Below are 25,888 nucleotides of genomic sequence, written 5' to 3'. Positions count from 1 at the left end.
GATGTTTCCTCTCGCCCATTTTTTACGCCAGGAACTGCGCGACGCGCCGGGACGCGCCAGCTACACGCTGCGCCTGACGCTGAGCTGTGCGGTGCTCATCACCCTGTTCATGACCCTGCAGATCCCCTTCCTGGCCGTCGCGCTGATCGTCGTGTTCTACGTCAGCCAGCCTAACGTGTTGATGATTAAGTTAGTCAGCGTGGTCTTTTTTGTCACCGTCAGCGTGGCGCTCGGCGGCGTGCTGCTGATCATCAAGTGGACCTATGACTACCCGCTGATCCGCCTGGCGGCCTCCGTGGCGCTCTTTTTCTGCGCCATCTATCTGATGCGGGTGCTGGGCAAGCTGGGACTGGCCTTTTTCGTGGTGGCGCTGGCGGTGATTTACGCCCAAACCTTCCCGTCGATGACCAGCCAGAGCGAGATCCTGGTGCGGCTGCTGCTCTGGCTGTGGGTGGCGATTAACACCGCGATCCTTGTCACCCTGCTGGTCAACGCCTGTTTTCAGCAGGCCTTTCCCGGCAACCAGTTTAAGGCGAGTCTGGCGGAGATGCTGCAGTCGGTCGCCAGCCGGCTGGCGACCCCGGGCGGAGAAACGCCACCGACCTTCGGCGAGACCGCCGCGCTGTTCAACCAGCTGCAGTCGCTGTTCGCCCAGGCCTGTCGGGCGACGCCGGAGATCGCCGCCGATCCGCAGGCCTGGCGCTCGCGGCTGGCCGCCACCCTGCGCTGCTACCAGCTGGCGGCGCTGCTGCAAGCGGACGAGGACGATAGCGACGATCGCCTGCTGCTGTCGCAGGCGGTACTGCAGCTGAAGAGCGCCCTTAGCGAGGGGCCGTTTGACGGCGCCATTCCCCCCCTGGCGCTCAGCGGCCGCGGCGCCAATCGCGCCGTTCTGCAGGAGATGGCTGCCCTTCTGCAGCAGCTGGCCCAGGGTGAGCCGGTGGCCCTGCCGCAGGGCGAGGTGGAAAAACCGCCTCTGCTGGCGCCGGACGCCTGGCGCAACCCGGCTTATCTCCATTTTGCGCTCAAGACCCTGCTGGCGACGCTAATCTGCTATGTCTTCTATACCGCTGCCGACTGGCAGGGGCTGCACACCATTATGCTGAGCTGCGTGATCGTCGCCCAGCCCGGGCTGGGCGCCACGATGCAGAAGACGTGGCTGCGCATCGGCGGCGCGCTGCTCGCCACTCTGCTGGCGCTGCTGTTAATCGTCTTTGTCCAGCCCTGGACCGACTCGCTGTCGGGGCTGCTGGCGATGTCCCTGCCGGTGATGGCGCTGGCGGCCTGGATTGCCGCCGGCTCGGAGCGTATCGCCTACGCCGGGATCCAGATTGGTTTCACTTTTGCGCTGGCCTTCCTCAGCTGGTTTGGTCCGCTGACAAACCTCACCGAGCTGCGGGACCGGGTGCTGGGCATTCTGCTCGGGGTGCTGGTCTCCTCCATTGTCCATTTGTATCTCTGGCCGGACAGCGAAGCGCCGCAGCTGAAATCGCGCCTCGCCGGACTCTATCGCCGGCTGGCGGACTGCCTCGCCGCCCCGCACGATGCGGTGCCGCTGGCCCCTCTGTTTGTCGCCTTCACCGACAGCGAAGCGCTGATCCATCGGGTTCGCGCCGAACCGCTGGGCACGTATGCCCACCCCTGGCCCCAGGCGAAAGACTGGCCGATGCGCGCCACCCTCGCCCGGGCCGAGGAGATCGCCCGCCTCAGCGAAGGGTACCGGCTCAACGCCGCGCCGGGAGACCCGACCCTGACCCGCTGCGCCGAACAGCTGCGGCGCTACGCCGAACGTATCGAACAGGAGGCGACAGCGCCTGCCGAGCAGCTGGCCGCCGACCTGACTAACCCCTTTGGCCCGGCGCTGGCCGCCGCGCTGGCCGCCCTGCCCGACTGGGGCCCGACACCGATAGCGACTGAGCAACAGGCTAAAACGTCATGATGATCCTTCCTTTCTCCGCGCGGCTGCGCGGCACTCTCCTTACCCTGACGCTGACGCTGCTCAGCGGCTGCGCGCTGATCCAGGACGAGCCAGCCCAGGTCGCCATCGTCAATCCGCAGCAGGCCCAGCTGGCGCAGGTGATCCACCTGGCGAATAGCGACTGGCCGGCAGCCCGCTGGTGGGAGGCCTATGAGGATCCTCAGCTCAATATGCTGATCAACCGGGCGCTGCAGAACTCGCCGACCATGCAGGCCGCCCGGCTGCGCATCTCTCAGTCGCAGTCCACGGTGGAACTCGCCCAGTCGGCGATGGGCCTGCAGGCCACCGCCGTCGCGGCGCAAAACCGCCTGCGGATCACCGACAAATCCTTTAGCTGGCCCTACTCCTACTCCCTGCCGGTGGATAAGAACGGTCCCTGGTATACGCTGAACACCGTTGGCGTCGGGGCGCAGCTGAATATCGATCTCTGGGGAGCCGATCGCGCCCGGGTTGCCGCCGCCATTGGCGAGAAAAACGCCCGGCTGGCGGAGACCGCCGGCATTGAGCTCGACATCGCCAGCAGCGTGGCGCAGCTCTATTTCGCCATGCAGGCGACGTTCCAGAAAATCGCGCTGCTGCAGGACCTGGAAGGCATTGCCCAGTTCTCGGTGGCGGCCCACGAGCACCGGACCCAACGCGGCGTGGAAGACAGTGTGGATGTGGCCAACGCCCAGGCCGAACAGCTCGCCGCCCGCCAGCAGATCATCAGCGCCGAGGGGACGCTGACCCAGTATCGTGAAACCCTGCGGGCGCTGATCGGCGCCGATGCGCAAAGCATGCCGGCGATCCATCCAGTGGCGCTGCCTGCGCTCCAGGAGACGCTGCCGCCGTCGCTCTCTTTCGAGCTGCTGGCCCGCCGCCCGGACCTGCAGGCGCTGCGCGGGTATGTGACCGCCTCCCTGAGCCAGGTCGATGCGGCGAAAGCGGCGTTTTATCCCCATTTTGATATCAAAGCGTTCTGGGGCTATAACGCCCTGAGCGTCGGGGATCTGTTTAAGTCCTCTTTCCAGCAGATCAACCTGCTGCCTGGGCTCTATCTGCCGATCTTCGACGGCGGTCGTCTGAACGCCAATCTGCAGTCGGTGCGCACCGCCAGCAATATTCTGATCAAACAGTACAACCAGGCGGTGCTGGACGCGGTTCGCGATGTCGCCATCAGCTCCAGCCAGCTTAACGACCTGAATCAGCAGCGCGCGCTGCAGCAGCTGAAGGTCACCGCGGCGCAGACCACCACCGACAGCGCTCGCGCCCATTATCAGCGCGGCCTGCTCAGCCGCTACGCCGCCGAAGAGGCCCGGCGGGCGGTCCTTGCCCAGCAGCTGTTGCTGCTGGATATTGAGGCCCAGCGGTTGAGCACCGACATTACCCTGATCAAAGCCCTGGGCGGCGGCTACCGCGGCCAGTAACAAAAATACCTTCCCCGGTGGGGAAGGCATTAAACCGTCTTCAGGGATTGCCCGGCGGCGCTGCGCTTGCGCGGGCCTACGGCCAACCGCATAACGGTTTGATATTGCGGTCTTTCGTAGGCCGGGTAAGGCGAAAGCCGCCACCCGGCAGAAATGCGGGCACAATAATGAAACAGGTTTGTCATCAGCCAGAATGCCTTCCCCAGTGGGGAAGGCATTAAACAGAAGACGCGGGGTTGCTGCGCGGTGATTACACCAGGGCGCGCAGCTCTTCCCGCATGTAGGTGGAAAAGAATTCCGGATGCTTAATCACCAGCCGTTCGCCGGCGGCGACCCGTTCAGCCCACTCCGCCACTTTGTCGGTAAACCCGGCGCTCCAGCCTTGCTGCTGACCGCGCTCAGCGACGTCGGCCGGGCTGGCTGGCACGCCCAGCTCTTTCAAATATTTGAGAATTCCCTTCGCGGTACTTTCATCCATAGACTGTGGTACTGGCTCAGACGTATTCATACCACCAATGAAATCCAATGCTTTATCAATGACTGCTGGCATAGGTGTGTCCTTATATTAACCACATAGTAAACCTGACTACACTATGGACCGGAAAGCGACGTGATTTCAAAGAACACGCTCACGTTATGGGACATCGCGCATTCAGAAAAGGGGATTTTGCACTGCAGGGGCGGGGGTTGGACAAAAAACAAGCCGGTCCCGCGGGACCGGCCTGGGGATCGCGTCAGGCGTTGCTGACGGATTTTTGCGCACCGCTGGACTGACTGTTCTCCAGCATCCGGCGGACCGGGACAATCAGCACGGCCAGCACGGCGGCGCAGATCAGCAGCGCGATGGAGCAGCGGGCGAAGAGGTCCGGCAGCAGCGACAGCTGATCGGCCTTCACGTGACCGCCAATCAGGCCCGCCGCCAGGTTACCCAGCGCGCTGGCGCAGAACCACAGCCCCATCATCTGGCCGCGCATTCTCTCCGGCGCCAGCAGGGTCATGGTCGCCAGACCAATCGGGCTCAGGCACAGTTCGCCGAGCGTCAGCATCAGGATGCTGCCCACCAGCCACAGCGGCGACACACCGGCCCCGCCGTTGTTCAGGACGTTCTGCGCCGCCAGCATCATCAGGCCAAAGCCCGCCGCCGCGCACAGGATGCCAATGACGAATTTGGTCATGCTGCCCGGACGAACGTTTTTACGCGCCAGCGCTGGCCACGCCCAGCTGAATACCGGGGCGAGGAGAATGATAAATAAGGCGTTAATCGACTGGAACCAGACCGCGGGGATCTCAAAATCGCCGATCATCCGGTTGGTATAGTCGTTAGCAAACAGGTTGAATGAGGTCGGTTTCTGTTCAAATGCCGACCAGAAAAAGGCCGCCGAGACCAGCAAAATAAAGCACACCAGCAGGCGCGCCCGCTCTTTACGGTTCAGGCCGGCGAAGACGAACAGCCAGATGAAATAGAGCGCTACGGAAGCGGCAATCACATAGACCAGCACGCTGGCCACCGCCACCGGGTTAATCACGATCGTGCCCAGGCTAATGAGCGTGACCAGCACAGCCACTCCCAGCGCCAGCGCCAGCAGCCACGCCCCAACGCCATTCTTTTTCGCCACCGGACTGTTCCAGGTGGAGTCGAGGCCGACCTCTGCGTCATAGCGCTTCATCGACGGCACGGCAAAGACACGGAAAATGATCAGCGCCACCAGCATCCCGATCCCCCCGATGCCGAAGCCCCAGTGCCAGCCATGGGATTTAATCAGCCAGCCGGAGATCAAAGGCGCGATAAACGAGCCGATGTTGATCCCCATGTAGAACAGCGAGAAACCGCCGTCGCGGCGCGCGTCGCCTTTTTTATACAGAGTGCCGACCATCACCGAGATACAGGTTTTAAACAACCCGGAACCGAGGACGATAAACATCAGGCCGATAAAGAACAGGTCGTTGCCCAGCCATGCCGACAGGGCGATCGACAGGTGCCCGAGGGCGATCAGAATCGAGCCGTACCAGACGGCGCGCTGCTGGCCAAGCCAGTTATCCGCCAGCCAGCCGCCCGGCAGCGCGGCCAGATACATACTGCCGGCAAAAATCCCGACGATCGCCGAGGCGTTCTCCCGCGCCAGCCCCATTCCGCCGTCGTAAACCGTCGCCGCCATAAACAGGATCAGTAAGGGGCGGATGCCGTAAAACGAGAAGCGCTCCCACATTTCGGTGAAGAACAGGGAGCCCAGCGGATAAGGATGGCCGAAAAAGGTACGGCTTTCGTTTTTATTAACAGAGGAATGCATAAATTCTCCAGATAAGGTGCGCCGCAGCGCAAGTTAACCGTATAAAGCGGGCTGACGATTTATAATTTGTTTGTCTTAACATCAGAAGCGAGCATTTTTAACCATTTGATAACCATGCAGTGGTTTTGTCCAGCCCCTTACCTTCCCTTTTTAGATGAAAAGTCGACAAACATCTACTTTTATAGATTTAATGTTCGCAAAAGCGCAAACGGCGTTGACATTATGCCATTGTAAAGAATACATAATTTTATTTATTAAAAACAGTAAGTTGATTGAGTAACAAAGGACAAAAACCGTCGGTGCAGGCAGGGCATATAACGACAGGAAAAGTAAGGGAAACGGGCCTGAGGAGGCAGAAATAGCGCTAAGGGAGAATATTGTTCAGCCATCCAGGTGTTTCACACCCGGAGAGCCTCCCGCGAGGCAGGATGCACATGGCTTGCCGGCTGCTATAGCCGGCGCCATTTTGCGCGCTATTTCACACGCTGCCCCGCCCGATCAATGACGCGCTCACCGTCTTCCTTCACGAAGGCGCCTTTTTGCGGCGCCGTCAGGATCTCCAGCACCACCTCTGACGGGCGGCAGAGCCGGGTGCCCCGCGGCGTCACCACGATCGGACGGTTGATCAGGATCGGATGCTGGAGCATAAAGTCGATTAACTGGTCATCTGTAAACCGCTCTTCCGCCAGGCCCAGCGCATCGTAGGGTTCGACGTTTTGCCGCAGCAGCGCCCGCACCGGGATCGCCATCGCGGCGATTAACTGGCGCAGCTCATCGCGCGACGGCGGCGTCTCCAGATAATAGATAATGGTGGGCTCAGCGCCGCTGTTGCGGATCAGCGCCAGGGTATTACGCGAGGTGCCGCATTCAGGGTTATGGTAAATGGTGATGCTCATAGCACGTTCTCATGGCTGATTGAAGGAGAGACGCAGCGCCAGCGCGGCCAGCGTTACCAGCAGCACCGGCAGGGTCATGATGATGCCGCAGCGGAAATAATACCCCCAACCGATGGTGATGTGCTTCTGCGTCAGCACATGCAGCCAGAGCAGCGTGGCCAGGCTACCAATCGGCGTGATTTTGGGCCCCAGATCGCAGCCGATGACGTTGGCATATATCATGGCCTCTTTGATCGTCCCTGTTGCCGCGCTGCCATCAATCGACAAGGCGCCGACCAGCACGCTGGGCATATTATTCATGATCGAAGAGAGGAAGGCCGACAGGATACCGGTGCCCAGCGTTGCGGCCCAGAGCCCGCGCTCCGCCAGCATGTTCAGCACCGTGGTCAGATAATCCGTTAATCCGGCGTTTCGCAGGCCATACACCACCAGATACATCCCCAGCGAGAAGATCACAATCTGCCATGGGGCGCCGCGCAGCACCTTGCCGGTGTTTATCACCCGCCCGCGCTTCGCGACAGCAAACAGGATCCCCGCTCCCGGCGCCGCGATGGCGCTGACCGGGATCCCCAGCGGGTCAAGAACGAAAAAGCCGACCAGCAACAGCAGCAGCACGCCCCAGCCGGTGCGGAACGTCGCCGTATCTTTTATCGCCGTGGCCGGCGCTTTCAGTAACGCCATATCCCAGGCCGGCGGGATATCCTTGCGAAAGAACAGGTGCAGCATCGCCAGGGTGGAGAGGATCGCCGCGAGATCGACCGGCACCATCACCGAAGCGTACTCCCTGAAGCCAATGGCAAAGAAATCTGCCGAAACGATATTCACCAGATTCGACACCACCAGCGGCAGGCTGGCGGTATCGGCAATAAACCCGGCTGCCATGACAAAGGCCAGCATCGTTCCCTTACTGAAACCCAGCGCCCGCAGCATGGCAATTACGATGGGCGTGAGGATCAGCGCCGCGCCGTCGTTGGCAAACAGCGCCGCCACCGCCGCGCCGAGCAGGACAATCCAGGTAAACAGCAGACGACCCCGCCCTCTTCCCCAGCGGGAAACGTGTAGCGCGGCCCATTCAAAAAAGCCGGACTCGTCGAGCAGCAGGCTGATAATGATCACGGCGATAAACGTGGCGGTGGCATTCCAGACGATATGCCACACCACCGGGATATCGGCTATCTGTACTCCACCGGTGACCAGCGCCAGCGCCGCGCCAAAGGCCGCGCTCCAGCCGATCCCTAACCCCCGCGGCTGCCAGATCACCAGCACCAGGGTCAGGACAAAAATCGCACCTGCAAGCAACATCGTTCCCCCACCAATCACATTCGAAAAATCATATATGTTAAGATAAATTTTTTACCGACAACCCGGCCCGTCAGTCAGTCTGCTGACCATCAGCCGCACATCGTCCTGCTGACTTAGCCAGGCCTGCTCAATCACCTGCGCCGCCCAGGACGGCATCTGCGGAGAGAGGCGATAATGGACCCACTTACCCTGTTTTCGATCCAGCAGCAGCCCGCTCTCCCGCAGCATTGCCAGATGGCGGGAGATCTTGGGCTGGGACTGGGCGAGCGCCGTACAGAGATCGCACACGCACAGCTCTCCCCGCGCCTTGAGCAACAGCACGATCCCCAGCCGGGTTTCATCGGCGAGGTTTTTGAACAGTTGCAGGGGCAATAAAGACATGGTTTCTCCTCAAGCGTGACGGACAGCATACGGGACCACGAACAAAGATCAATATGCATTCGAAAAAACATATGTGTTTTTTACAGCCGCGATAAATCTCCATACCGTTGCAACATGTGCCTCCTGCTCAATAGCACGCAAAAATGCCGCGTTTTCTTTTAACCATCATCGAAATATGTCAGGCTGAAGATCCCATCGGATTGACAGGGTTTTCAGGATGAGTACGATTTATGTGGTTGTTTTAACGTATATAAAACCGCTCGAAGAGATTGACAGCGCGATCCCCGCCCACGTGGAATGGCTCAAAAAAGGCTATGCTGACGGCCTCTTTCTCACCTCCGGCCGCCGTATTCCCCGCACCGGCGGGGTGATTCTGGCGACATGCGACAGCCGGGAAATTCTGGAAGCGCGTCTGAGCCAGGATCCCTTCCAGCAGCTGGGTCTCGCCCATACGGAGATTATCCCCTTTGAGGCCAGCATGGCGTCGCCCGCGCTGCAGTCGCTGTTATAAGCCTGTTCCGGAGGAAACATGCAGCCATCCTTTCACTGGATCAATGAACCTGCCGAGTGGCGCCGCGATGCCGACGGCCTGACGGTGGTCACCGATAAGCATACCGACTTCTGGCGCCATACCTGGTATGGTTTCAAGCGCTTCTCCGGCCATCTTTATGCCGCTGAGGTGGAGGGCGATTTTACCCTGCAGGCAAAAATCTGTGCGGATTTCACCACGCTTTACGACCAGGCCGGGCTGATGATGATGGCGGACGAGCAGACCTGGCTGAAGGCGGGGATTGAGTTTAATGACGATGCCCCGGCCATCGGCAGCGTGCTGACGCTAACCCACTCCGACTGGGCCACCGGGCTTTTTCCCGGCGACCCACGCACCTTCTGGCTGCGTCTGACCCGCAAAGGCGATGCGTTAAGGCTGCAATATTCGACCGACGGCGAGCGCTGGCCGCTGCTGCGGCTCGGCTACTTTCCGCCAGGCCCGGTGAAAGCGGGCGTCATGTGCTGCTCACCGGAGCGCGGCGGACTGGCGGTTGCCTTTTTGGATATTCAGCTTTCCCCACCGCTGGACAAAGCGCTGCACGATCTGAGCTGAACGCTAGCGGGAAGACCCGACTTTCTCTGCATCCTGGGGGCCAGGATTGCAGGGTTCGCGGGTCCCGGGCAGATAAAATTGGCCATGCTTATCGGGATCGGTGCCGCCCGGGCACCCTGCCCGCCCCGAGGAGTTATCGCTACTGCCGCCGTCCGAACCGTTGCCGCCGTCGGCGCCAGCGATCACCGACTGGCCGTTATGGCCACCGTGAACGCCCTGCGCTGCGCTGGCCGAAAACGCCACCAGCGCGAACATACAGACCATTAAGCGTCTGCCCATTGCTGCCTCTCCCTTATTGATATTTCCCGCCCATCGCGTGGACGATGGGATGGCCGTTGAACGGCAACATGCGCCGCGATAAAAAACCGCTTTATCCGCAGGGAGTATAGGGTTAAGGCAGAGGGAAAGACAGGGCCGGCGCCTTCAGACATTTCGCACGCAAAATAGCCTTTATGCCGCGGTATGCGCTATCAGAAAATCAATCAGGGCTTTCACCCTTTTCGTTTTACCCGCGTTTTTTGGGTAATAGAGATAAACCGGCGGATAGGTTTTCCAGTAGTCCTCCATCACCGGTAGAAACTGTTCACGATCGGGCTGTAGCCGCCAGATGGGTTCAAACAGGCGGCCAATCCCCAGTCCATGGCGGATACCGTCTGCCATGACGTCAATATCATTGCTGATTAACTGCCCCGGCATCTCCACGGTGAGCTGCTCGCCGTGGTCATTGAGGATCAGCGGCAGGATGCGGTGGTTGGTCATAAAGCGATAGCCAATCAGCCGGTGATGGCTGAGATCGGCGGGCGACTCAGGCACGCCATATTCGGCCAGATAGGCTGAGGAGGCATATAACCCTTCGCGAAACGGTTTCATTAACGGGCGGGCGACCACCCCGCCTTCGAGAATATCGCCAAAGCGGATCCCAAGGTCGAATCGTTCTTCAATGATATTGACGGTACCGTCATAGACCGATATTTCCAGTTGGATCCCCGGGTATTGCTGACAGAAAGCCGCCATCGCCGGTTTAAGAATAAGCAGGTAGGCAAAGCGCGAGAGCGTAATTCTCACCGCCCCGGAGGGTTCCCGATTCTGGTCGCGGAGGCTCTCCAGCGATGTTTCCAGGACCTCGACCGCCGCAGCGGTCTGCTCCAGCAGCTGTTGGCCGGTTTCCGTCAGCTCGATTCGCCGGGTGGTACGCACAAAAAGCGGATGACCTATATGCTCCTCCAGCAGCTTGAGGGCATTGCTGACAGACGGCGGCGTGATTTCTAATTTCCTCGCCGCGGCCGAGATATTGCCTTCGCGCGCAATGCTCTGAAAGATGCGTATTTGATTATAAAGGGCGTTATTCATAGCATCTCCTTGCGACAGTCTCGCCTGATTATTAAGTACAGGCTAAATATTCTTAAGTCAATGACCGCCTAATCTTCACTCCCAGTGGCTCGTATACTTTTGTCTCTTCCCGCTGATAACGACTTTCCGGAGACAACGATGCGAATTTTATGTCTGGATATCCCCGCGCCCGGCGCAACGCTGGAGCACTATGCGCCGCACCTTACCGCGGAAGCCCTCCACGCCTGGAGGCTGTATAAATCTGGCTTTATCCGCGACATCTATTTCCGTCAGGACCGACCCGGCGTCGCTATTTTCCTCGAGTGCGACACCGTGGAAGAGGCGAATAACGTCATGGCCGAATTTCCGCTGGCGAAGGCGGGTTTATTAACCTTCGAGTGTATTCCACTCGGCTCGTTTATTAACTGGGAAAACCTCTTCTCTGCCGAATTTAAACCTCAGGAGTAACGATGGGAAAGCCTCATATCCTTATCGTTTCCGGGCATCCGGATCTTAACCATTCCATCGCCAACGCCACCATCCTCAATGAGCTGGCGACCGTCCTGCCTGACGCGGAAATCCGTCGTCTGGACTGGCTCTATCCGGACGGCAAATTCAACATCACCGCAGAGCAGGAAAGCCTGCTGAAGGCGGATGTGATTGTCTGGCAGTTCCCTTTTTCCTGGTATGGGCTGCCCGGGTTAATGAAACAATGGCTGGACGAGGTCTTTGTTCACGGCTTCGCGCATGGTTCAACGGCGAAACTGGGTGGTAAAAAGCTGATCCTCTCCTTCACCACGGGAGCGCCACAGGCGCTCTATACCGCTGACGGTTTCTTTGGCCATGCCATTGAAGAGTATCTCCTTCCCTTCGAGACCACGGCCAGGCTGTGCAATCTTGAGCTGCTGGTGCCGGTTTATACCTGCGGCATTAGCTACGCCGACCGGGATGCCGACCAAATCGCTCAGCAAAAAACGCGTGCCCGGGAACACGCGGCCAGACTGATCGCACGGCTTAAAACTCTGGTGGAATAGCCCAAAGGGAGAAAATAAAGATGCAGTATATCCGGCTCGGGAAGAGTGACTTAATGGTCTCCCGCATCTGCATGGGATGTATGGGGTTTGGCGATCCGTCAACGGGTCAGCATCGCTGGACGCTGGACGAAACAGCCAGCCGGGACATCATCCGCTACGGCCTCGAACAGGGCATCAATTTTTACGATACCGCCATCGCCTATCAGAACGGCTCCAGCGAACGGTACGTTGGCCGGGCGCTGCGGGAGATGGCAAAACGCGAGGATGTGGTGCTGGCCACCAAGTTTCTGCCACGAACCGCTGCCCAGATTGCCGAGGGGATCAGCGGAAAACAGGCGATCACCCGCTCGCTTGACCAGAGTCTGCGAAACCTCGGGATGGACTACATCGACCTCTACATTTACCACATCTGGGATTACAACACCCCGGTTATCGACGTGCTGGAGGCGCTGCATGCCGCTGTCGCCGCCGGCAAGGTGCGCGCGATTGGCATTTCCAATTGTTATGCCTGGCAGCTGGCGAAGGCGAACGCCCTTGCCGAACGCGAGGGGCTGACGTCCTTTGTTTCTGTGCAGAGCCATTACAACCTGATTATGCGTGAAGATGAACGAGAGCTGTTCGGGCTGTGCGCGGAAGAGGGTATCGCCATGACTCCCTATAGCGCGCTGGCCAGCGGCCGTCTCTCCCGTCAAGAAGGCCACACGCGGCGAGCGGTGGAAGATGATTATGCCCGGGGCAAATACGACGACACGGCAGAGCAGGATCGGATCATTATTGCCCGCGTCGCTGAACTTGCCGAACGACATCAGGTCTCCATGACCGAAATTTCGCTGGCCTGGCTGCTGACTAAAGTCACCGCCCCGATGGTCGGCGCCACGCAAAAGCATCATGTTGACGGTGCGGTCAACGCTGTAGCCCTTCAACTGAGCCCGGAAGAAATCCGTTATCTGGAAGAAGCCTATCAGCCGCACTTCCTCACAGGCGTGATGGCGCAAAACACGCCGCAAGCCAAAGACCATCCTCAGGTGTGGACACGCTAACGATCCGCCCTGTGGATCGGAAAGGAGCAAATATGAAAAACGTGATTGCCGCGGCAGCCTTGTCGCTTGTGCTGTCTGATTTTGCTTATGCCAACGAACAAAGAGATGAAGCTATGATGAAAATTACCCCTTCCACCCTTGCGGACGCTGATATTCAAGCGGTGTCGCCAGCGCTGGCGCGCTTCGGCCGCGAGGCCATCAGCAACGACCTCTGGCAACGTGAGGCCCTGTCCGCCCGCGACCGCAGCATCGTGACGGTGGCGATGCTGATTGCCCGCAACCAGCCTGGCGAGCTTAAGCACTATATTGAAGTTGCACTCGATAGCGGCGTGACGCCAGCCGAAGTATCAGAGATCATTACCCATCTGGCGTTCTACTCAGGTTGGCCCAATGCAATATCAGCCGTCAGCGTCGCGAAAGCCATCTTTGAAACCAGGGGCGTGACGGCAGAGGCCCTTCCCTCCGCCTCGCCGACGCTGCTGCCCCTCAATGAACAGGTAGAGAAACAGCGTGCAGATACCGTGGAGAAAAATGTCGGCCCCATTTCGCCTGGCCTGGTTAAATTTACCGCCGACCCGCTGTTTCTCGACCTCTGGCAACGGCCCGCGCTTACGCCCCGCGACAGAAGTCTGGTGACGGTCAGCGCGTTAATCGCCGCCGGACAGAGCGCGCAGATTGGCTACCACCTAAACAGGGCCATGGATAATGGGCTTTCGGCTGAAGAGGCCGGAGAAGTGGTCGCCCAGGCAGCGTTCTACGCGGGATGGCCAAATGCGTTTACCGCCGCCCCGGTGGTCGGTGAAGTGTTGCGATCGCGCGAGAGCAAAGCTGAATAAAAAAGGATAAAGGACAGGAAAGCTGTCCTTTAGTCGTCGTTAATTGTTAATTTAAGGTACCACGAGGGCTTTCGATTAGGTCTCGCAGAAAGAACATAAACGGTCTATCGAAGTATGGAGACTTCGATCGTGAGTCTGTTCAGATCGCTCATTGAGAAAATTTCCGTTCCGTATGCCGTCATGAGTCTCATCCTTTGAAAGCAGCGATCGCTGTGGCGAGACTGAAGCGCGGACATGTCTATTTGGTCAGAGATGGACATCTCAATTTAGCTATTACACCGCTACTTCGCTTAATGTATTTTATCTTAAATATCAATTAATTGTATTATCAATTTAGTATAAGTTGATGTTATAGCAATCGCTATACTGGCTCCTTAGTCATGACTGACCTGGCCACACCGCATATCGCAAGAATTTGCTCTCTCAGCCAGCGGTGACCGGGGTCGCGTTCCATTCTTGGGTGCCACATCTGCGATACCGTAATACGACGGCTTTTGAACGGCAGCTCGAAAACGTGTACCTGGTCCGTTACCTGCTGATTGAGTAAATAGAGTGCGGGTATCATGGCGATAAGATCCGATTCCAACGCCACGGACAGTGCTGTCGGAAATCCCGGAACAACGCTCGCAATTTTACGTTTTGTCCCCAGTTCTGCCAGCGCATCGTCAACGGATCCGTGCAACGCGCCCTCGGGTGACGCTACCACATGACCCCAGGCGACATAATCACCCACGCCTATTTCTGCCTGCTTAGCCAGCGGGTGCCCTTTACGCACGACGCCAACAAACCGATCCTCAAACAGTCGTTGCAGCCGTATTTCTGGCCCCATATTACTCTGAACTCCAATCTCCAGATCAACCAGCCCTTCCCGAAGATAGCGCGACGTTTTTTCCGGCTTAGGCGCGAAGCGTATACAGACATCCGGCGCGGCGTCGGCAACCGCTGCGATGAGCGCAGGCCCAAACGCCACCACAAAACCATCGTTTGCCCTGATGGTAAAAAGACGCGCCAGACTTCGCGCGCAGAACGTTTCCGTTGAGGGCTGCAATACCGCCCTGGCATCGTGCACTGCACGCCTGGCGCGATCCCGGGTCGCTTCGGCCCACGGGGTCAGTACCATGTTACGCCCGGCGCGCACCAGGATCGGGTCTCCTGTGACATCGCGTAACCTGCTTAATGTCCGGCTCATGGCTGAGGTGCTGAGGTTCAGACGACGTGCCGCACCTGCGACACTCGCTTCACTCAGCAATATGTCGAGTGCTACCAGCAAATTAAAATCGGGATCAGACATTCCCCTTTCTCCCAGCACATTAAGATAAGGCGTTTGATGCAACAATAAAGTGAAAATAGTGCGCCTTCCGCCCGGTAAAAGCCATCTTTATAGTTTTGTCATCCATACACTCTTCTCAGAGGACAAATGATGACGCTCTTTTCCAGCCAACCCGGCGACGAAGGACTGCCTGGCCCGGCGCGCGCACGGGTGATGGCCGCAATCATGACCACCACCTTAATGGGCGTGTTTGATGGCACCATGATCAACATTGCCCTGCCCTCAATGGCTCAGGATTTGCAGGTACCTGCCGGTATTGCCGTCTGGTTCGCCAACGGGTATCTGCTGGCGGCTGCGATGACGCTGGCGATATTCGCGGCGCTTGCGGCCCGTCTGGGTTATCGCCCCGTATTTCTGGCGGGCCTGACGACCTTTACCCTGACATCACTGGGTTGCGCGCTGGCGAATAAGCCCGAAGTGCTTATCGGTATGCGCGTGCTTCAGGGGATCGGCGGCGCGGCGACGCTGAGTATTGCCCCCGCAATACTCAGGTCCGTATTTCCCGGACGCTTACTTGGCCGCATTCTGGGGTTCCATGCCCTGCTCATTGCCTCCAGCTCCGCTATCGGTCCGGTATTGGGCGGTACGATCCTTCACACCCTGAGCTGGCAATGGCTGTTTGCGATAAACGTTCTTCCCGGCACCCTCGCCTTACTGCTGGCGGTCAGAGCGCTGCCGCGGGATGCGATCCGTATGCAGGCGCCCTTCGACACCGTGGGCGCCATATTGTCGGCGCTGCTGTTGGGTTCGACGATCATGGCGGCGAACAGCCTCCAGAACGCTACTTCTCAATTTGGCAGCCTTTGCTGGATGGCTCTCGCTGCACTGAGCGGCATGGCTTTTATCTGGCAAATCCGCCGCACGGGTCATCCCTTACTGCCGCCGACCATGTTTAAAAATGAACGTTTTACCCTCGCGGCCTTCACGTCGATGATTGCTTTTGTCAGCCAGGGGATCACCTTTATTGCGCTACCCTTCCTGTTTCAGAGCGAATACGGCTACAGTCCGGTAGTGTCTGCCCTGCTGTTTACGCCGTGGCCGTTAGGGATCGTGCTGATTGCGCCGCATGCAGGCCGTTGGGCGGACACGATATCAGCCCCGGCGATATCCACCCTGGGGCTGGTGATATTTGTCGTCGGTTTGATCCTGCTGGCGACGTTACCCGCCAGCCCTCCAATGTGGGATATCTGCCTGCGAAGTCTGGTGTGCGGAATAGGGTTTGGCTGCTTTCAGAGTCCCAATAACCGGGAAATGCTCTCAAACGTTATTCGTGAGCACGCGAGTTATGCGTCCGGAGTTTTATCCATTATGCGCACTTTCGGGCAGTGCCTGGGAGCCGCCGCCGTAGGCGTTCTGCTGGCAGCAGATGAAAGGTCAATTCATGTTGCGCTGTGGAGCGCCGCCGCGGCCTCTGCGGTATCGGTCGTCGTCAGCGCGAGCCGGTTGCGTAAAATCACTCATCCTGCGGAAACAGGATAAGTGCGAAAATATCACTAAACGCTACTACTCCAGCGCCAGCAGCGCAAAACGCCGATCCCGCAACCAAAGAGGAGTCCTCCGTCGGAGTTCAATAGACTAACAGAATGCTATAACTTCTTATTTATCAAGGTAAAATTGAGTTGGATAGACTTCAGGAGACTTGAGTTTGGAGCGGGCGAAGGGAATCGAACCCTCGTATAGAGCTTGGGAAGCTCTCGTTCTACCATTGAACTACGCCCGCGAAGAGGTGCGAGAAGCATTATAGCCCTTACGCACCCTGTGACAAGCCCGCCGGATGCTGACTGGCGATAAAATAACCTTTTAGCACTTAGGCTTACTGCCCTGCGGCGGCAGATAGCGCAGCGGATCGATGGCCGTCGCCCGATAGCGGATCTGAAAATGCAGACGCACTGAGTCGGCATCCGTACTGCCCATGGTGGCGATTTGCTGGCCGGCCTTCACGCTCTGGCCGTTATTCACCATCAGCTTATCGTTGTGGGCATAGGCGGTGATGTAATCCTCGCTGTGCTTAATCATGATCAGGTTGCCATAGCCGCGCAGCTGGTTGCCGACGTAGACCACCTTGCCCGCCCCGGCGGCGTACACGGGCTGGCCGCGAGTCCCGGCGATATCAATGCCTTTATTGCCGCCATCGGCGGTGGAATAAGGCAGGACCACTTTGCCGCTGGTCGGCCAACGCCAGCAGCGCTGTCCCACCGGCGGCCAGGAGGACTGAGGTACCGCGGACGAAGGCGTGACCGCCGCCGTGCGCGTGGAGGAAGATTTTTTCTTCGTTGTCTTCGTTGAACTGCTGCCGTTAAGCTTCAGCTTCTGCCCCACCTCAATGGTGTAGGGCGGCGAGATATTATTCAGGCGGGCCAGATCGCGAACGCTGGTGCCGGTGGTGCGGGAGATGCCATACAGGGTATCGCCGCGTTTGACGGTGTAGGTCGTACCGGAATCGGAGTTGCTGGAGCAGCCGGCCAGCGCCAGGCTTACCACCAGCATCAGTGTCATAAAAACGCGTTTCATCATCAGGCATCCTGCACTTAACACAACCACTTACCTCGCAATCAGGGCGAATATCATACCAGTCCGCGGCGCAGGGCGTCATCCCTGATGGCGAAACCAATATCCCCCTGCCATCGAATACGGCCCGCGACGGACAGCGATTGCTGCTGGAGCCGCACGTCGTGGTGGACTTGCCCGCCATGACGCGTTGCCGCTCACAGAGCGGACTGCAGGGCTTGTTTTGGTAATGCCTTTCTTCCATTTATCGGCTACCCTAGAGGCCTGAGTACATGACCCGGCGGGTTTGTGCCGGGTCATTTTTTATTTTCAGGAGTCGTCATGGCCGGGGAACACGTCATTTTACTGGATGAGCAGGATCAGCCTGCCGGTATGCTGGAGAAGTATGCCGCCCACACGCTTGATACCCCTTTACATCTCGCGTTCTCTTGCTGGTTGTTTAATCAGCAGGGTCAATTGCTGGTCACCCGCCGTTCGCTGGGCAAAAAAGCCTGGCCCGGGGTGTGGACCAACTCCGTCTGCGGACACCCCCAGCAGGGCGAGACCTTCGAGCAGGCCGTCACGCGCCGCTGTCGCTTCGAACTCGGCGTGGAGATCGCCGACATCGTGCCGGTTCACCCGGCCTTCCGCTACCGGGCGGTCGCCCCGAACGGCATCGTTGAGAACGAAGTATGCCCGGTGTATGCCGCGCGCGTGGTGAGCGAAGTGCAGCCTAACGACGATGAAGTCATGGATTATCAGTGGGTTGACCTGGCAACGATGTTAAGCGCGCTGGCCGCCACGCCGTGGGCGTTTAGCCCGTGGATGGTGCTGGAAGCGGAAAATCGGGACGCTCGCCAGGCGCTGACCGACTTTGTTGCGCGTGTGCGCGGGTAAGCTGACTATTCTCCAGGCCAGGCGCAGCCCTGTGTCTGTCATTAATGCCTGGCGGCGCTACGCTTGCACAGGCCGACGGTTCTGCGCTGTTGCGTAGCCCGGATAAGACATTTACGCCGCCAGCCTTCAGGCCTCACGTCAGACATAAAAAAACCCGGCAAGCCGGGTTTTTGCATTTCACAAGACGCGATTATTTCTGCGGACGCATTGCCGGGAACAGGATCACGTCGCGGATGGTATGGCTGTTGGTGAACAGCATCACCATGCGGTCGATACCAATACCCAGACCGGCGGTCGGCGGCAGGCCGTGCTCCAGCGCGGTCACGTAGTCTTCATCGTAGAACATCGCTTCGTCATCGCCCGCGGCTTTCGCATCAACCTGGTCCTGGAAGCGCTGCGCCTGGTCTTCGGCGTCGTTCAGCTCGCTAAAGCCGTTACCGATCTCACGGCCGCCGATGAAGAATTCAAAGCGGTCGGTGATTTCCGGGTTGACGTCGTTACGGCGCGCCAGCGGAGAAACTTCCGCCGGGTATTCGGTGATGAAGGTCGGCTGGATCAGGTGCGCTTCCGCCACTTCTTCGAAGATCTCGGTCACGATACGGCCCAGACCCCAGCTCTTCTCCACTTTGATGCCGATAGATTCAGCAATCGCTTTCGCGGAATCGAAGTTATCCAGATCCGCCATCTCGGTTTCCGGACGGTATTTCTTGATCGCTTCGCGCATGGTCAGTTTTTCAAACGGCTTGCCGAAGTCGAACACCTGGTCGCCGTAAGGCACTTCGGTGTTGCCGAGAATGTCCTGCGCCAGGGTGCGGAACAGGGATTCGGTCAGCTCGATCAGATCCTTATAGTCCGCATAGGCCATGTAGAGTTCCATCATGGTGAACTCTGGGTTATGACGAACGGAGATCCCTTCGTTACGGAAGTTACGGTTGATCTCGAAGACGCGTTCGAAACCGCCCACGACCAGGCGCTTGAGGTACAGTTCCGGCGCGATGCGCAGGTACATGTCCAGATCCAGCGCGTTATGATGGGTGATGAACGGACGCGCGGAGGCGCCGCCCGGGATCACCTGCATCATCGGGGTTTCCACTTCCATAAAGCCGCGGCCAACCATGAACTGACGGATACCCGCCAGGATCTGCGAACGCACTTTAAAGGTGTTGCGCGATTCATCGTTGGAGATCAGGTCGAGGTAACGCTGACGATAGCGCGCTTCCTGATCCTGCAGGCCATGGAACTTGTCCGGTAACGGGCGCAGGGCTTTGGTCAGCAGACGCAGCTCGGTGCAGTGGATAGACAGCTCACCGGTTTTGGTCTTGAACAGCTTACCGCGGGCGGCGATGATGTCGCCGAGATCCCATTTTTTGAACTGGTCGTTGTAAACGCCTTCCGCCAGGTCATCTCGCGCTACGTACAGCTGGATGCGGCCGCCAACGTCCTGCAGGGTGACGAAGGACGCTTTACCCATGATACGGCGGGTCATCATGCGGCCAGCCACGGCCACTTCAACATTCAGCGCTTCAAGCTCTTCGTTTTCTTTGGCATCGAAGTCAGCGTGCAGTTGGTCAGAGGTATGGTCACGACGGAAATCGTTCGGGAAAGCGACGCCCTGCTCACGCAGCGCAGCCAGCTTCTCGCGACGGGTTTTCAGTTCATTATTAAGGTCAATTGCCGCGTCAGCGCCCTGTGCTTGTTGTTCAGACATGTTGGTTCCTCATAACCCTGCTTTCAAACTTGCTTCGATAAATTGGTCCAGGCTGCCGTCGAGCACCGCCTGAGTGTTGCGGGTTTCCACCCCGGTACGCAGATCTTTAATACGCGAGTCATCCAGCACGTAAGAGCGGATCTGGCTGCCCCAGCCGATATCGGACTTGTTGTCTTCCATCGCCTGCTTCTCGGCATTTTTCTTCTGCATCTCCAGCTCATAAAGCTTCGCTTTCATCTGCTTCATGGCCTGGTCTTTGTTCTTGTGCTGCGAACGGTCGTTCTGGCACTGCGTCACCAACCCGGTCGGGATGTGGGTAATACGCACCGCGGATTCTGTACGGTTAACGTGCTGCCCACCGGCGCCGGAGGCGCGGTAAACATCGATGCGCAGGTCGGCCGGGTTAATTTCGATATCGATATCGTCTTCAACTTCCGGGTAAACGAACGCAGAGCTAAAGGATGTATGACGACGGCCGCCGGAATCGAACGGACTCTTACGCACCAGACGATGAACGCCGGTTTCGGTACGCAGCCAGCCGTAAGCGTAATCGCCAATGATCTTGATGGTCACGGATTTAATGCCCGCGACTTCACCTTCGGACTCTTCGATGATCTCGGTCTTAAAGCCGCGCGCTTCCGCCCAGCGCAGGTACATGCGCATCAGCATGCTGGCCCAGTCCTGGGCTTCGGTGCCGCCGGAGCCTGCCTGAATATCGAGGTAGCAATCGGCGTTGTCGTATTCGCCGGAGAACATGCGGCGGAACTCAAGCTGCGCCAGCTTCTCTTCCAGCATATCCAGCTCGGCGACGGCTTCGTTGAAGGTCTCTTCGTCGTCCGCTTCCACGGCCAGATCCAGCAGGCCGGCAACGTCTTCCAGCCCCTGGGACATCTGATCCAGGGTATCTACGATGGCTTCCAGGGAAGAACGCTCTTTACCCAGCGCCTGAGCGCGTTCAGGTTCATTCCAGACGTCCGGCTGTTCCAGCTCGGCGTTTACTTCTTCGAGACGCTCTTTCTTGGCATCGTAGTCAAAGATACCCCCTAAGAACGTCGGAGCGCTCCGTGAGGTCCTGAATGCGGTTTTTTACCGGATTTATTTCAAACATGGTCGGTTTCTTTTAATGGATTTGTCAAAATGCGGTGATAAGAGCGGAATTCTACCGGATTCGCGCCCTTATTCATACACTGTTGTCAATTTGGCCAGAGGTGATCGATGATCAGCTGCAGGCTGCGGTTGCCGCGGAACTCATTGATGTCGAGCTTGTAGGCTAACTGGACTTCACGCACGCCGTTGTCGGGCCAGATGGAAGTATCCACGTTGAAGGCGATACCGTCCAGCAGCGGGCCGCCGTCAACCGGCTCGACCATCACCTTCAGGTGACGCTCGCCCACCAGCCGCTGCTGCAGCAGGCGGAAACGGCCGTCAAACAGCGGTTCCGGGAACATCTGTCCCCACGGCCCGGCGTCGCGCAGCATCTGCGCCACTTCCATGCTCATTTCCGCCGCCGCCAGCGGCCCGTCGGAAACGACCTCGCCCTGTAACAGCGCGGGATCCAGCCACTCGGTCACCAGCTCGCCAAAGCGCTGCTGAAACTCCTCAAAGCGCGCCTCTTCCAGCGATAATCCTGCCGCCATCGCGTGGCCGCCGAACTTCAGGATCAGCCCCGGATAGAGCGTATCGAGACGCTCCAGCGCATCGCGCATATGCAGCCCCTGTATGGAGCGGCCGGAGCCTTTCAGCGTACCGTCGCCGGTGGGCGCAAAGGCGATCACCGGCCGGTGGAAACGTTCTTTAATTCGCGAGGCGAGGATGCCGACCACCCCCTGGTGCCACTGCGGATGGTACATCGCCAGCCCGCCGGGCAGGGTATCGCTACTGCGTTCCAGCTGCTGACAGAGCGTTAGCGCTTCCGCCTGCATCCCCTGCTCGATCTCTTTGCGCGTCTGGTTGAGCGCGTCAAGCTCATTGGCTAACACGCGCGCTTCGCCAATGTTATCGCATAGCAGCAGCGCGACGCCGACCGACATGTCGTCCAGCCGCCCCGCCGCGTTCAGGCGCGGCCCGAGGGCAAAACCGAGGTCGCTGGCCGCCAGCTTTTGCGGATCGCGGTTGGCAATCTCCAGCAGCGCCTTAATGCCGGGCCGACATTTGCCAGCGCGAATGCGGCTTAACCCCTGCCAGGTGAGAATACGATTGTTAGCATCCAGCGGCACGACGTCGGCAACGGTGCCAAGCGCCACCAGATCCAGCAGCTCGGCAAGGTTCGGCGCGGCGATGCCGCGGGCATCGAACCAGCCGTTATCACGCAGAAAGGTGCGCAGCGCCAGCATCAGATAGAACGCCACCCCGACCCCGGCCAGCGATTTCGACGGAAAGTCGCAATCGCGCAGGTTAGGGTTAACGATGGCCTCCGCCGCCGGTAGCGTCTCCCCCGGCAGGTGGTGATCGGTTACCAGCACCGGGATCCCCAGCGCATGGGCATGATCGACGCCGGCATGGGACGAGATCCCGTTGTCGACGGTCATGATCATCTGCGCGCCGCGGGCGTGGGCCTGATCGACCACTTCCGGGCTCAAGCCGTAGCCGTCTTCAAAACGGTTCGGCACCAGGTAGGAGACGTTGCCGTAGCCCAGCGCGCGCAGGGCCAGCACGCTGAGCGCGGTGCTGGTGGCGCCGTCGGCGTCAAAATCGCCGACTACGACAATGTGCAACCCTTTCTGGAAAGCGTCGTGCAGCATCCCGACCGCTTTTTCAACGCCGGTGAGCTGCGTCCACGGCAGCATGCCTTTGACGCTGCGCTCCAGCTCCTGGGCGCTGCGCACCCCGCGGCTGGCATACAGCCGCTGCAGCAGCGGCGGCAGATCGGCGGGTAAATCGACGCCGTCAACCGCCTCGCGGCGGCGTAGTTGTATCTGTTGTTTCACGCGAATCAGTTACCGCTTGTCTGTTTTTTATGCTCGTCGAGGAACGCCTTCAGCTCTTTCGGCCCCTGATAGCCCGGCAGCACCATGCCGTTACTGAGGACCATCGCCGGGGTACCGTTGACGCCCATCTGCACGCCAAGGGTGTAGTGTTTAGCGATATCCACGCTGCAGCTCGCCGGCTGCACGCCCTTGCCGTTCATAGCGTCATCCAGCGCTTTGTTGCGATCTTTCGCGCACCAGATGGCCTTCATGTCCTGCTCCGCCTGGCTCTGCAGTCCCTGGCGCGGGAAGGCGAGATAGCGCACGGTGATCCCCAGCGCGTTGTAGTCGCTCATCTGCTCATGCAGCTTGTGGCAATAACCGCAGGTGATGTCGGTGAAGACGGTAATGACGTGCTGCTCCTTCGGCGCTTTGTAGACAATCATTTCGTTGCTCAGCGCGTTCAGTTTACCCAGCAGCAGCTGGTTAGTGACATTGACCGGCTGCGCGCCGCTCACGTCGTACATCGGCCCCTGGATGATGTGCTTGCCGTCGTCGGTGACATACAGTACGCCGCTGTCGGTCAGCACCGTGCTCATCCCGGAAACCGGCGACGGTTGAATATCGGTGCTCTGCACACCCAGCTTCGCCAGCGACTGTTTAATTGCCGCGCTATCGGCATGCGCCGCCCCGGAAAGGGAAGCCGCCAGCAGGGTGAACATCAATAAACCTTTTTTCATACTCAGTCCTTTTGTTCAGCACTCACGCCCGCGGGTGGTGCTGTTGATGAAGTTGTCGCAGACGCTCGGTCGCCACGTGGGTGTAGATCTGCGTGGTGGAGAGATCGCTGTGTCCTAACAGCATCTGCACCACGCGCAGGTCGGCGCCATGATTGAGCAAATGCGTGGCGAACGCATGGCGCAACACGTGCGGGGAGAGCTTTTCGCTGTCGATCCCCGCCAGCACGGCATAGTGTTTAATCCGGTGCCAGAAGGTCTGACGCGTCATCTGCTGGGCGCGCTGGCTGGGAAATAAGACATCCGACGCCACGCCGTTCAGCAGCCAGGGGCGACCATACTCGAGGTAATTTTCCACCCACAGTACCGCCTCTTCCCCCAGCGGCACCAGCCGCTCTTTGTTGCCTTTGCCCACCACCCGCAGCACGCCCTGTCGCAGGCTGATGTCGCTCATCGTCAGCCCCACCAGCTCCGAGACGCGCAGGCCGGTGGCATACAGCACCTCCAGCATCGCTTTGTCGCGCAACTCCAGCGGCTGCTCCACCAGCGGGGCCTGCAGCAGACGCTCAACCTGCGCCTCACTGAGATCCTTCGGCAGCCGCTGCGGCAGCTTCGGCGAGGCCAGCAGCGCGCTGGGGTCGTCCGGGCGAATTTTTTCCCGGTACAGATGCTGGAAGAAACGACGCACGGCGCTCAGCAGGCGCGCGGTGCTGGTGGCTTTATAGCCGCCGGACTGCCGCTCGGCCAGCAGCGCCTGCAGGTCGTCGCTGCCGACGCTTGCCAGCGACAGGCCGCGATGGTGCAGCCACTCCACGAGCATCGTCAAATCGCGACGGTAGGCGCTGAGCGTATTCTCCGCCAGATTGCGCTCCAGCCAAAGGGCATCGAGAAACTGTTCGATTAGTGCCAGATCCTGTTTCACATCGGCCTCTTTGTTCGTTAAACGCTCTCATTATGCCTTAAGAGGACGCCTTTCTGGTACACTGCCCGCCATTCACAGCAAGAATCGAGATGTTTACGCGATGAATATAGGTCTGTTTTACGGCTCCAGTACCTGCTACACCGAAATGGCCGCGGAGAAAATCCGCGATATCATCGGCCCTGAGCTGGTGACGTTGCACAATCTGAAAGATGACTCCCCCGCCCTGATGAGCCAGTACGATGTACTGATCCTCGGCATCCCGACCTGGGATTTCGGCGAAATTCAGGAAGACTGGGAAGCGGTTTGGGACCAGCTGGACACCCTGGACCTGGAGGGCAAAATCGTCGCGCTGTACGGCATGGGCGATCAGCTGGGCTATGGCGAATGGTTCCTTGACGCGCTGGGCATGCTGCATGACAAGCTGGCGACCAAAGGCGTGAAGTTTGTCGGCTACTGGCCAACCGAAGGCTATGAGTTCACCAGCCCGAAACCGGTGATCGCTGATGGCCAACTGTTCGTTGGCCTGGCGCTGGATGAAACCAACCAGTACGACCTGAGCGACGAGCGCATCCAGAGCTGGAGCGAGCAGATCCTCGGCGAAATGGCCGAACACTTCTCCTGACGCCGCTTACTCCTGCGCCGGTTTTTGCAGCACCAGCCGGCGCAGATCCCGCCACTCTCCGGGATCCATGCTGTCCGCCGCCAGCCACAGATGCTGACCGCGTCGGGTATCGACATGGCGCAAACGCAGCAACATACCGCTGTTGATGACCCACGGCGTCCCGAGGATCTCCCATTCGGCGTTTTGCCAGCGCAGCCGGGAATCGGTGAGCAGTTTTATCTCCCCGCGACGGGCATGGATCCGTCGCTGGCTGCGCACACAGTCAAAGACCACCAGCGACAGCAGCAGCAGCCAGATCGGGGTGTAGCTTAACGGCCAGGGAACCAGCAGCACCAGCGCCGCCACAACGCCGTGGAGCAGCAGGGAAAACCACTGCGCGCGCCAGGAGATACGGAGATCAGATTGCCACAGGACCACGTTCCCGATTCCGTGTCTGAATTAAGGTTACCATCCGCTGCAGCTCCGCATCGGCCGGTTTGCCGTGGTTCATCAGCCAGTTGAACAGATCCGGATCGTCATTTTCCAGCAGGCGAATGAACAGCTGTTTGTCAGCGTCGCTGAGGGTATCGTACTCATACTCAAAGAACGGCATGATGGAGATGTCGAGTTCGCGCATCCCGCGGCGGCATGCCCAGTGGATACGTGCTTTATTGTTAATGTCCATGTTGACCTTCCAGCAGCAAAATA

Annotated in this window: 27 protein-coding genes and 1 tRNA gene; 11 read left to right on the top strand and 17 right to left on the bottom strand. The window is 59.0% G+C overall.

Annotated features, from left to right (window positions below; all coding sequences use genetic code 11):
• The first annotated feature begins 1 nt into the window (after position 1).
• Together mdtO and ABLV52_RS16320 are read left to right on the top strand one after the other, a co-directional pair.
• The gene (mdtO, locus tag ABLV52_RS16325) at positions 2-1,939 is read left to right on the top strand and encodes a multidrug efflux transporter permease subunit MdtO (protein ID WP_348890613.1); all 1,938 of its coding nucleotides are present in this window, start codon (positions 2-4) and stop codon (positions 1,937-1,939) included.
• Positions 1,936-3,384, top strand: coding sequence for an MdtP family multidrug efflux transporter outer membrane subunit (locus ABLV52_RS16320; protein WP_044524654.1), 1,449 nt, complete (start codon positions 1,936-1,938; stop codon positions 3,382-3,384). The genes mdtO and ABLV52_RS16320 overlap by 4 nt, the downstream gene beginning before the upstream one ends.
• 250 nt (positions 3,385-3,634) lie before the next feature.
• Here ABLV52_RS16320 and ABLV52_RS16315 read toward each other — a convergent pair whose 3' ends face one another.
• The 5 genes from ABLV52_RS16315 to ABLV52_RS16295 all read right to left on the bottom strand — a co-directional run bounded on the left by ABLV52_RS16315 (position 3,635) and on the right by ABLV52_RS16295 (position 8,251).
• Positions 3,635-3,934 carry a DUF1889 family protein gene (locus tag ABLV52_RS16315; RefSeq protein WP_004205347.1) on the bottom strand — a complete coding sequence of 100 codons (300 nt, stop codon included), beginning with the start codon at positions 3,932-3,934 and terminating at the stop codon, positions 3,635-3,637.
• Positions 3,935-4,118: 184 nt separating this feature from the next.
• Positions 4,119-5,672: a peptide MFS transporter gene (locus tag ABLV52_RS16310; RefSeq protein WP_023290949.1), complete on the bottom strand. Its 1,554-nt coding sequence runs from the start codon at positions 5,670-5,672 to the stop codon at positions 4,119-4,121.
• Positions 5,673-6,145: 473 nt separating this feature from the next.
• The gene (arsC, locus tag ABLV52_RS16305; protein ID WP_044524656.1) at positions 6,146-6,568 is read right to left on the bottom strand and encodes a glutaredoxin-dependent arsenate reductase; all 423 of its coding nucleotides are present in this window, start codon (positions 6,566-6,568) and stop codon (positions 6,146-6,148) included.
• 9 nt (positions 6,569-6,577) lie between these two features.
• Positions 6,578-7,870, bottom strand: coding sequence for an arsenic transporter (locus ABLV52_RS16300; RefSeq protein ID WP_348890612.1), 1,293 nt, complete (start codon positions 7,868-7,870; stop codon positions 6,578-6,580).
• A 51-nt stretch (positions 7,871-7,921) separates the two neighbouring features.
• Positions 7,922-8,251, bottom strand: coding sequence for a metalloregulator ArsR/SmtB family transcription factor (locus ABLV52_RS16295; RefSeq protein WP_348890611.1), 330 nt, complete (start codon positions 8,249-8,251; stop codon positions 7,922-7,924).
• A 217-nt stretch (positions 8,252-8,468) separates the two neighbouring features.
• Here ABLV52_RS16295 and ABLV52_RS16290 point away from each other — a divergent pair, with 217 nt between their 5' ends.
• Both ABLV52_RS16290 and ABLV52_RS16285 read left to right on the top strand, forming a co-directional pair.
• Positions 8,469-8,762: a YciI family protein gene (locus ABLV52_RS16290; RefSeq protein ID WP_065883802.1), complete on the top strand. Its 294-nt coding sequence runs from the start codon at positions 8,469-8,471 to the stop codon at positions 8,760-8,762.
• Between the two features lie 18 nt (positions 8,763-8,780).
• Positions 8,781-9,353, top strand: a complete 573-nt coding sequence (locus ABLV52_RS16285) for a DUF1349 domain-containing protein (protein ID WP_065883804.1) — start codon at positions 8,781-8,783, stop codon at positions 9,351-9,353.
• 3 nt (positions 9,354-9,356) lie between these two features.
• Here the strand turns inward: ABLV52_RS16285 and ABLV52_RS16280 are convergent, their stop codons facing one another.
• Together ABLV52_RS16280 and ABLV52_RS16275 are read right to left on the bottom strand one after the other, a co-directional pair.
• Positions 9,357-9,632 carry a hypothetical protein gene (locus ABLV52_RS16280; protein WP_348890610.1) on the bottom strand — a complete coding sequence of 92 codons (276 nt, stop codon included), beginning with the start codon at positions 9,630-9,632 and terminating at the stop codon, positions 9,357-9,359.
• 171 nt (positions 9,633-9,803) lie between these two features.
• Entirely contained in the window at positions 9,804-10,703 is a 900-nt protein-coding gene (locus ABLV52_RS16275; RefSeq protein ID WP_348802966.1) for a LysR family transcriptional regulator, read from the bottom strand.
• A gap of 138 nt (positions 10,704-10,841) precedes the next feature.
• On the opposite strand from ABLV52_RS16275, the gene ABLV52_RS16270 reads away from it, so the two are divergent.
• The 4 genes from ABLV52_RS16270 to ABLV52_RS16255 are packed head-to-tail and all read left to right on the top strand — an operon-like array spanning position 10,842 to position 13,592.
• Positions 10,842-11,150 carry a hypothetical protein gene (locus ABLV52_RS16270; RefSeq protein ID WP_064155556.1) on the top strand — a complete coding sequence of 103 codons (309 nt, stop codon included), beginning with the start codon at positions 10,842-10,844 and terminating at the stop codon, positions 11,148-11,150.
• 2 nt (positions 11,151-11,152) lie between these two features.
• Positions 11,153-11,716, top strand: a complete 564-nt coding sequence (locus tag ABLV52_RS16265) for an NAD(P)H-dependent oxidoreductase (RefSeq protein WP_348890609.1) — start codon at positions 11,153-11,155, stop codon at positions 11,714-11,716.
• 20 nt (positions 11,717-11,736) lie between these two features.
• The gene (locus ABLV52_RS16260; RefSeq protein WP_348890608.1) at positions 11,737-12,756 is read left to right on the top strand and encodes an aldo/keto reductase; all 1,020 of its coding nucleotides are present in this window, start codon (positions 11,737-11,739) and stop codon (positions 12,754-12,756) included.
• Between the two features lie 32 nt (positions 12,757-12,788).
• Positions 12,789-13,592, top strand: a complete 804-nt coding sequence (locus ABLV52_RS16255; RefSeq protein ID WP_348890607.1) for a carboxymuconolactone decarboxylase family protein — start codon at positions 12,789-12,791, stop codon at positions 13,590-13,592.
• A gap of 361 nt (positions 13,593-13,953) precedes the next feature.
• Here ABLV52_RS16255 and ABLV52_RS16250 read toward each other — a convergent pair whose 3' ends face one another.
• Entirely contained in the window at positions 13,954-14,883 is a 930-nt protein-coding gene (locus ABLV52_RS16250; RefSeq protein WP_065805875.1) for a LysR family transcriptional regulator, read from the bottom strand.
• Between the two features lie 129 nt (positions 14,884-15,012).
• On the opposite strand from ABLV52_RS16250, the gene ABLV52_RS16245 reads away from it, so the two are divergent.
• Complete coding sequence (locus tag ABLV52_RS16245) at positions 15,013-16,401, top strand: MFS transporter (protein WP_348890605.1); 1,389 nt, start codon at positions 15,013-15,015, stop codon at positions 16,399-16,401.
• Positions 16,402-16,568: 167 nt separating this feature from the next.
• Here ABLV52_RS16245 and ABLV52_RS16240 read toward each other — a convergent pair.
• Both ABLV52_RS16240 and actS read right to left on the bottom strand, forming a co-directional pair.
• Positions 16,569-16,642, bottom strand: a tRNA-Gly gene (locus tag ABLV52_RS16240).
• An 80-nt stretch (positions 16,643-16,722) separates the two neighbouring features.
• Entirely contained in the window at positions 16,723-17,436 is a 714-nt protein-coding gene (gene actS, locus ABLV52_RS16235) for an amidase activator ActS (RefSeq protein WP_023290963.1), read from the bottom strand.
• A gap of 315 nt (positions 17,437-17,751) precedes the next feature.
• Here actS and idi point away from each other — a divergent pair, with 315 nt between their 5' ends.
• Entirely contained in the window at positions 17,752-18,306 is a 555-nt protein-coding gene (gene idi, locus ABLV52_RS16230; protein ID WP_050533762.1) for an isopentenyl-diphosphate Delta-isomerase, read from the top strand.
• Between the two features lie 190 nt (positions 18,307-18,496).
• Here the strand turns inward: idi and lysS are convergent, their stop codons facing one another.
• The 5 genes from lysS to xerD all read right to left on the bottom strand — a co-directional run bounded on the left by lysS (position 18,497) and on the right by xerD (position 24,579).
• Positions 18,497-20,014: a lysine--tRNA ligase gene (lysS, locus tag ABLV52_RS16225; protein ID WP_008806422.1), complete on the bottom strand. Its 1,518-nt coding sequence runs from the start codon at positions 20,012-20,014 to the stop codon at positions 18,497-18,499.
• A gap of 9 nt (positions 20,015-20,023) precedes the next feature.
• Positions 20,024-21,122 (bottom strand): peptide chain release factor 2 gene (gene prfB, locus ABLV52_RS16220; RefSeq protein ID WP_348890604.1). Its coding sequence is split into 2 segments (ribosomal slippage): positions 20,024-21,046 and positions 21,048-21,122, totalling 1,098 coding nucleotides; the frame shifts between segments, so codons are not numbered across the junction.
• 85 nt (positions 21,123-21,207) lie between these two features.
• Positions 21,208-22,941 carry a single-stranded-DNA-specific exonuclease RecJ gene (recJ, locus tag ABLV52_RS16215; RefSeq protein ID WP_032454029.1) on the bottom strand — a complete coding sequence of 578 codons (1,734 nt, stop codon included), beginning with the start codon at positions 22,939-22,941 and terminating at the stop codon, positions 21,208-21,210.
• 5 nt (positions 22,942-22,946) lie between these two features.
• Positions 22,947-23,660 (bottom strand): bifunctional protein-disulfide isomerase/oxidoreductase DsbC, encoded by a 714-nt coding sequence (dsbC, locus tag ABLV52_RS16210; RefSeq protein ID WP_002916301.1) that lies wholly within the window; start codon positions 23,658-23,660, stop codon positions 22,947-22,949.
• Positions 23,661-23,682: 22 nt separating this feature from the next.
• Positions 23,683-24,579: a site-specific tyrosine recombinase XerD gene (gene xerD / locus ABLV52_RS16205; RefSeq protein WP_004144729.1), complete on the bottom strand. Its 897-nt coding sequence runs from the start codon at positions 24,577-24,579 to the stop codon at positions 23,683-23,685.
• Positions 24,580-24,679: 100 nt separating this feature from the next.
• Here xerD and fldB point away from each other — a divergent pair, with 100 nt between their 5' ends.
• On the top strand, positions 24,680-25,201 hold the full coding sequence (gene fldB, locus ABLV52_RS16200; RefSeq protein ID WP_348890603.1) for a flavodoxin FldB: 522 nt from the start codon (positions 24,680-24,682) through the stop codon (positions 25,199-25,201).
• Between the two features lie 6 nt (positions 25,202-25,207).
• On the opposite strand, the gene ABLV52_RS16195 is transcribed toward fldB, so the two are convergent.
• Complete coding sequence (locus ABLV52_RS16195) at positions 25,208-25,618, bottom strand: protein YgfX (protein WP_023290968.1); 411 nt, start codon at positions 25,616-25,618, stop codon at positions 25,208-25,210.
• The gene (gene sdhE, locus ABLV52_RS16190) at positions 25,599-25,865 is read right to left on the bottom strand and encodes an FAD assembly factor SdhE (RefSeq protein ID WP_002916312.1); all 267 of its coding nucleotides are present in this window, start codon (positions 25,863-25,865) and stop codon (positions 25,599-25,601) included. Before sdhE ends, ABLV52_RS16195 begins: the two co-directional genes overlap by 20 nt.
• Between the last annotated feature and the right edge of the window lie 23 nt (positions 25,866-25,888).

Origin of the sequence: Klebsiella sp. GB_Kp056, assembly GCF_040064755.1 — a bacterium.
GTDB lineage: Bacteria > Pseudomonadota > Gammaproteobacteria > Enterobacterales > Enterobacteriaceae > Klebsiella > Klebsiella quasipneumoniae.
Note: the sequence above shows the minus strand (reverse complement) of the source record. Positions and strands in the feature narration are given on the sequence as shown.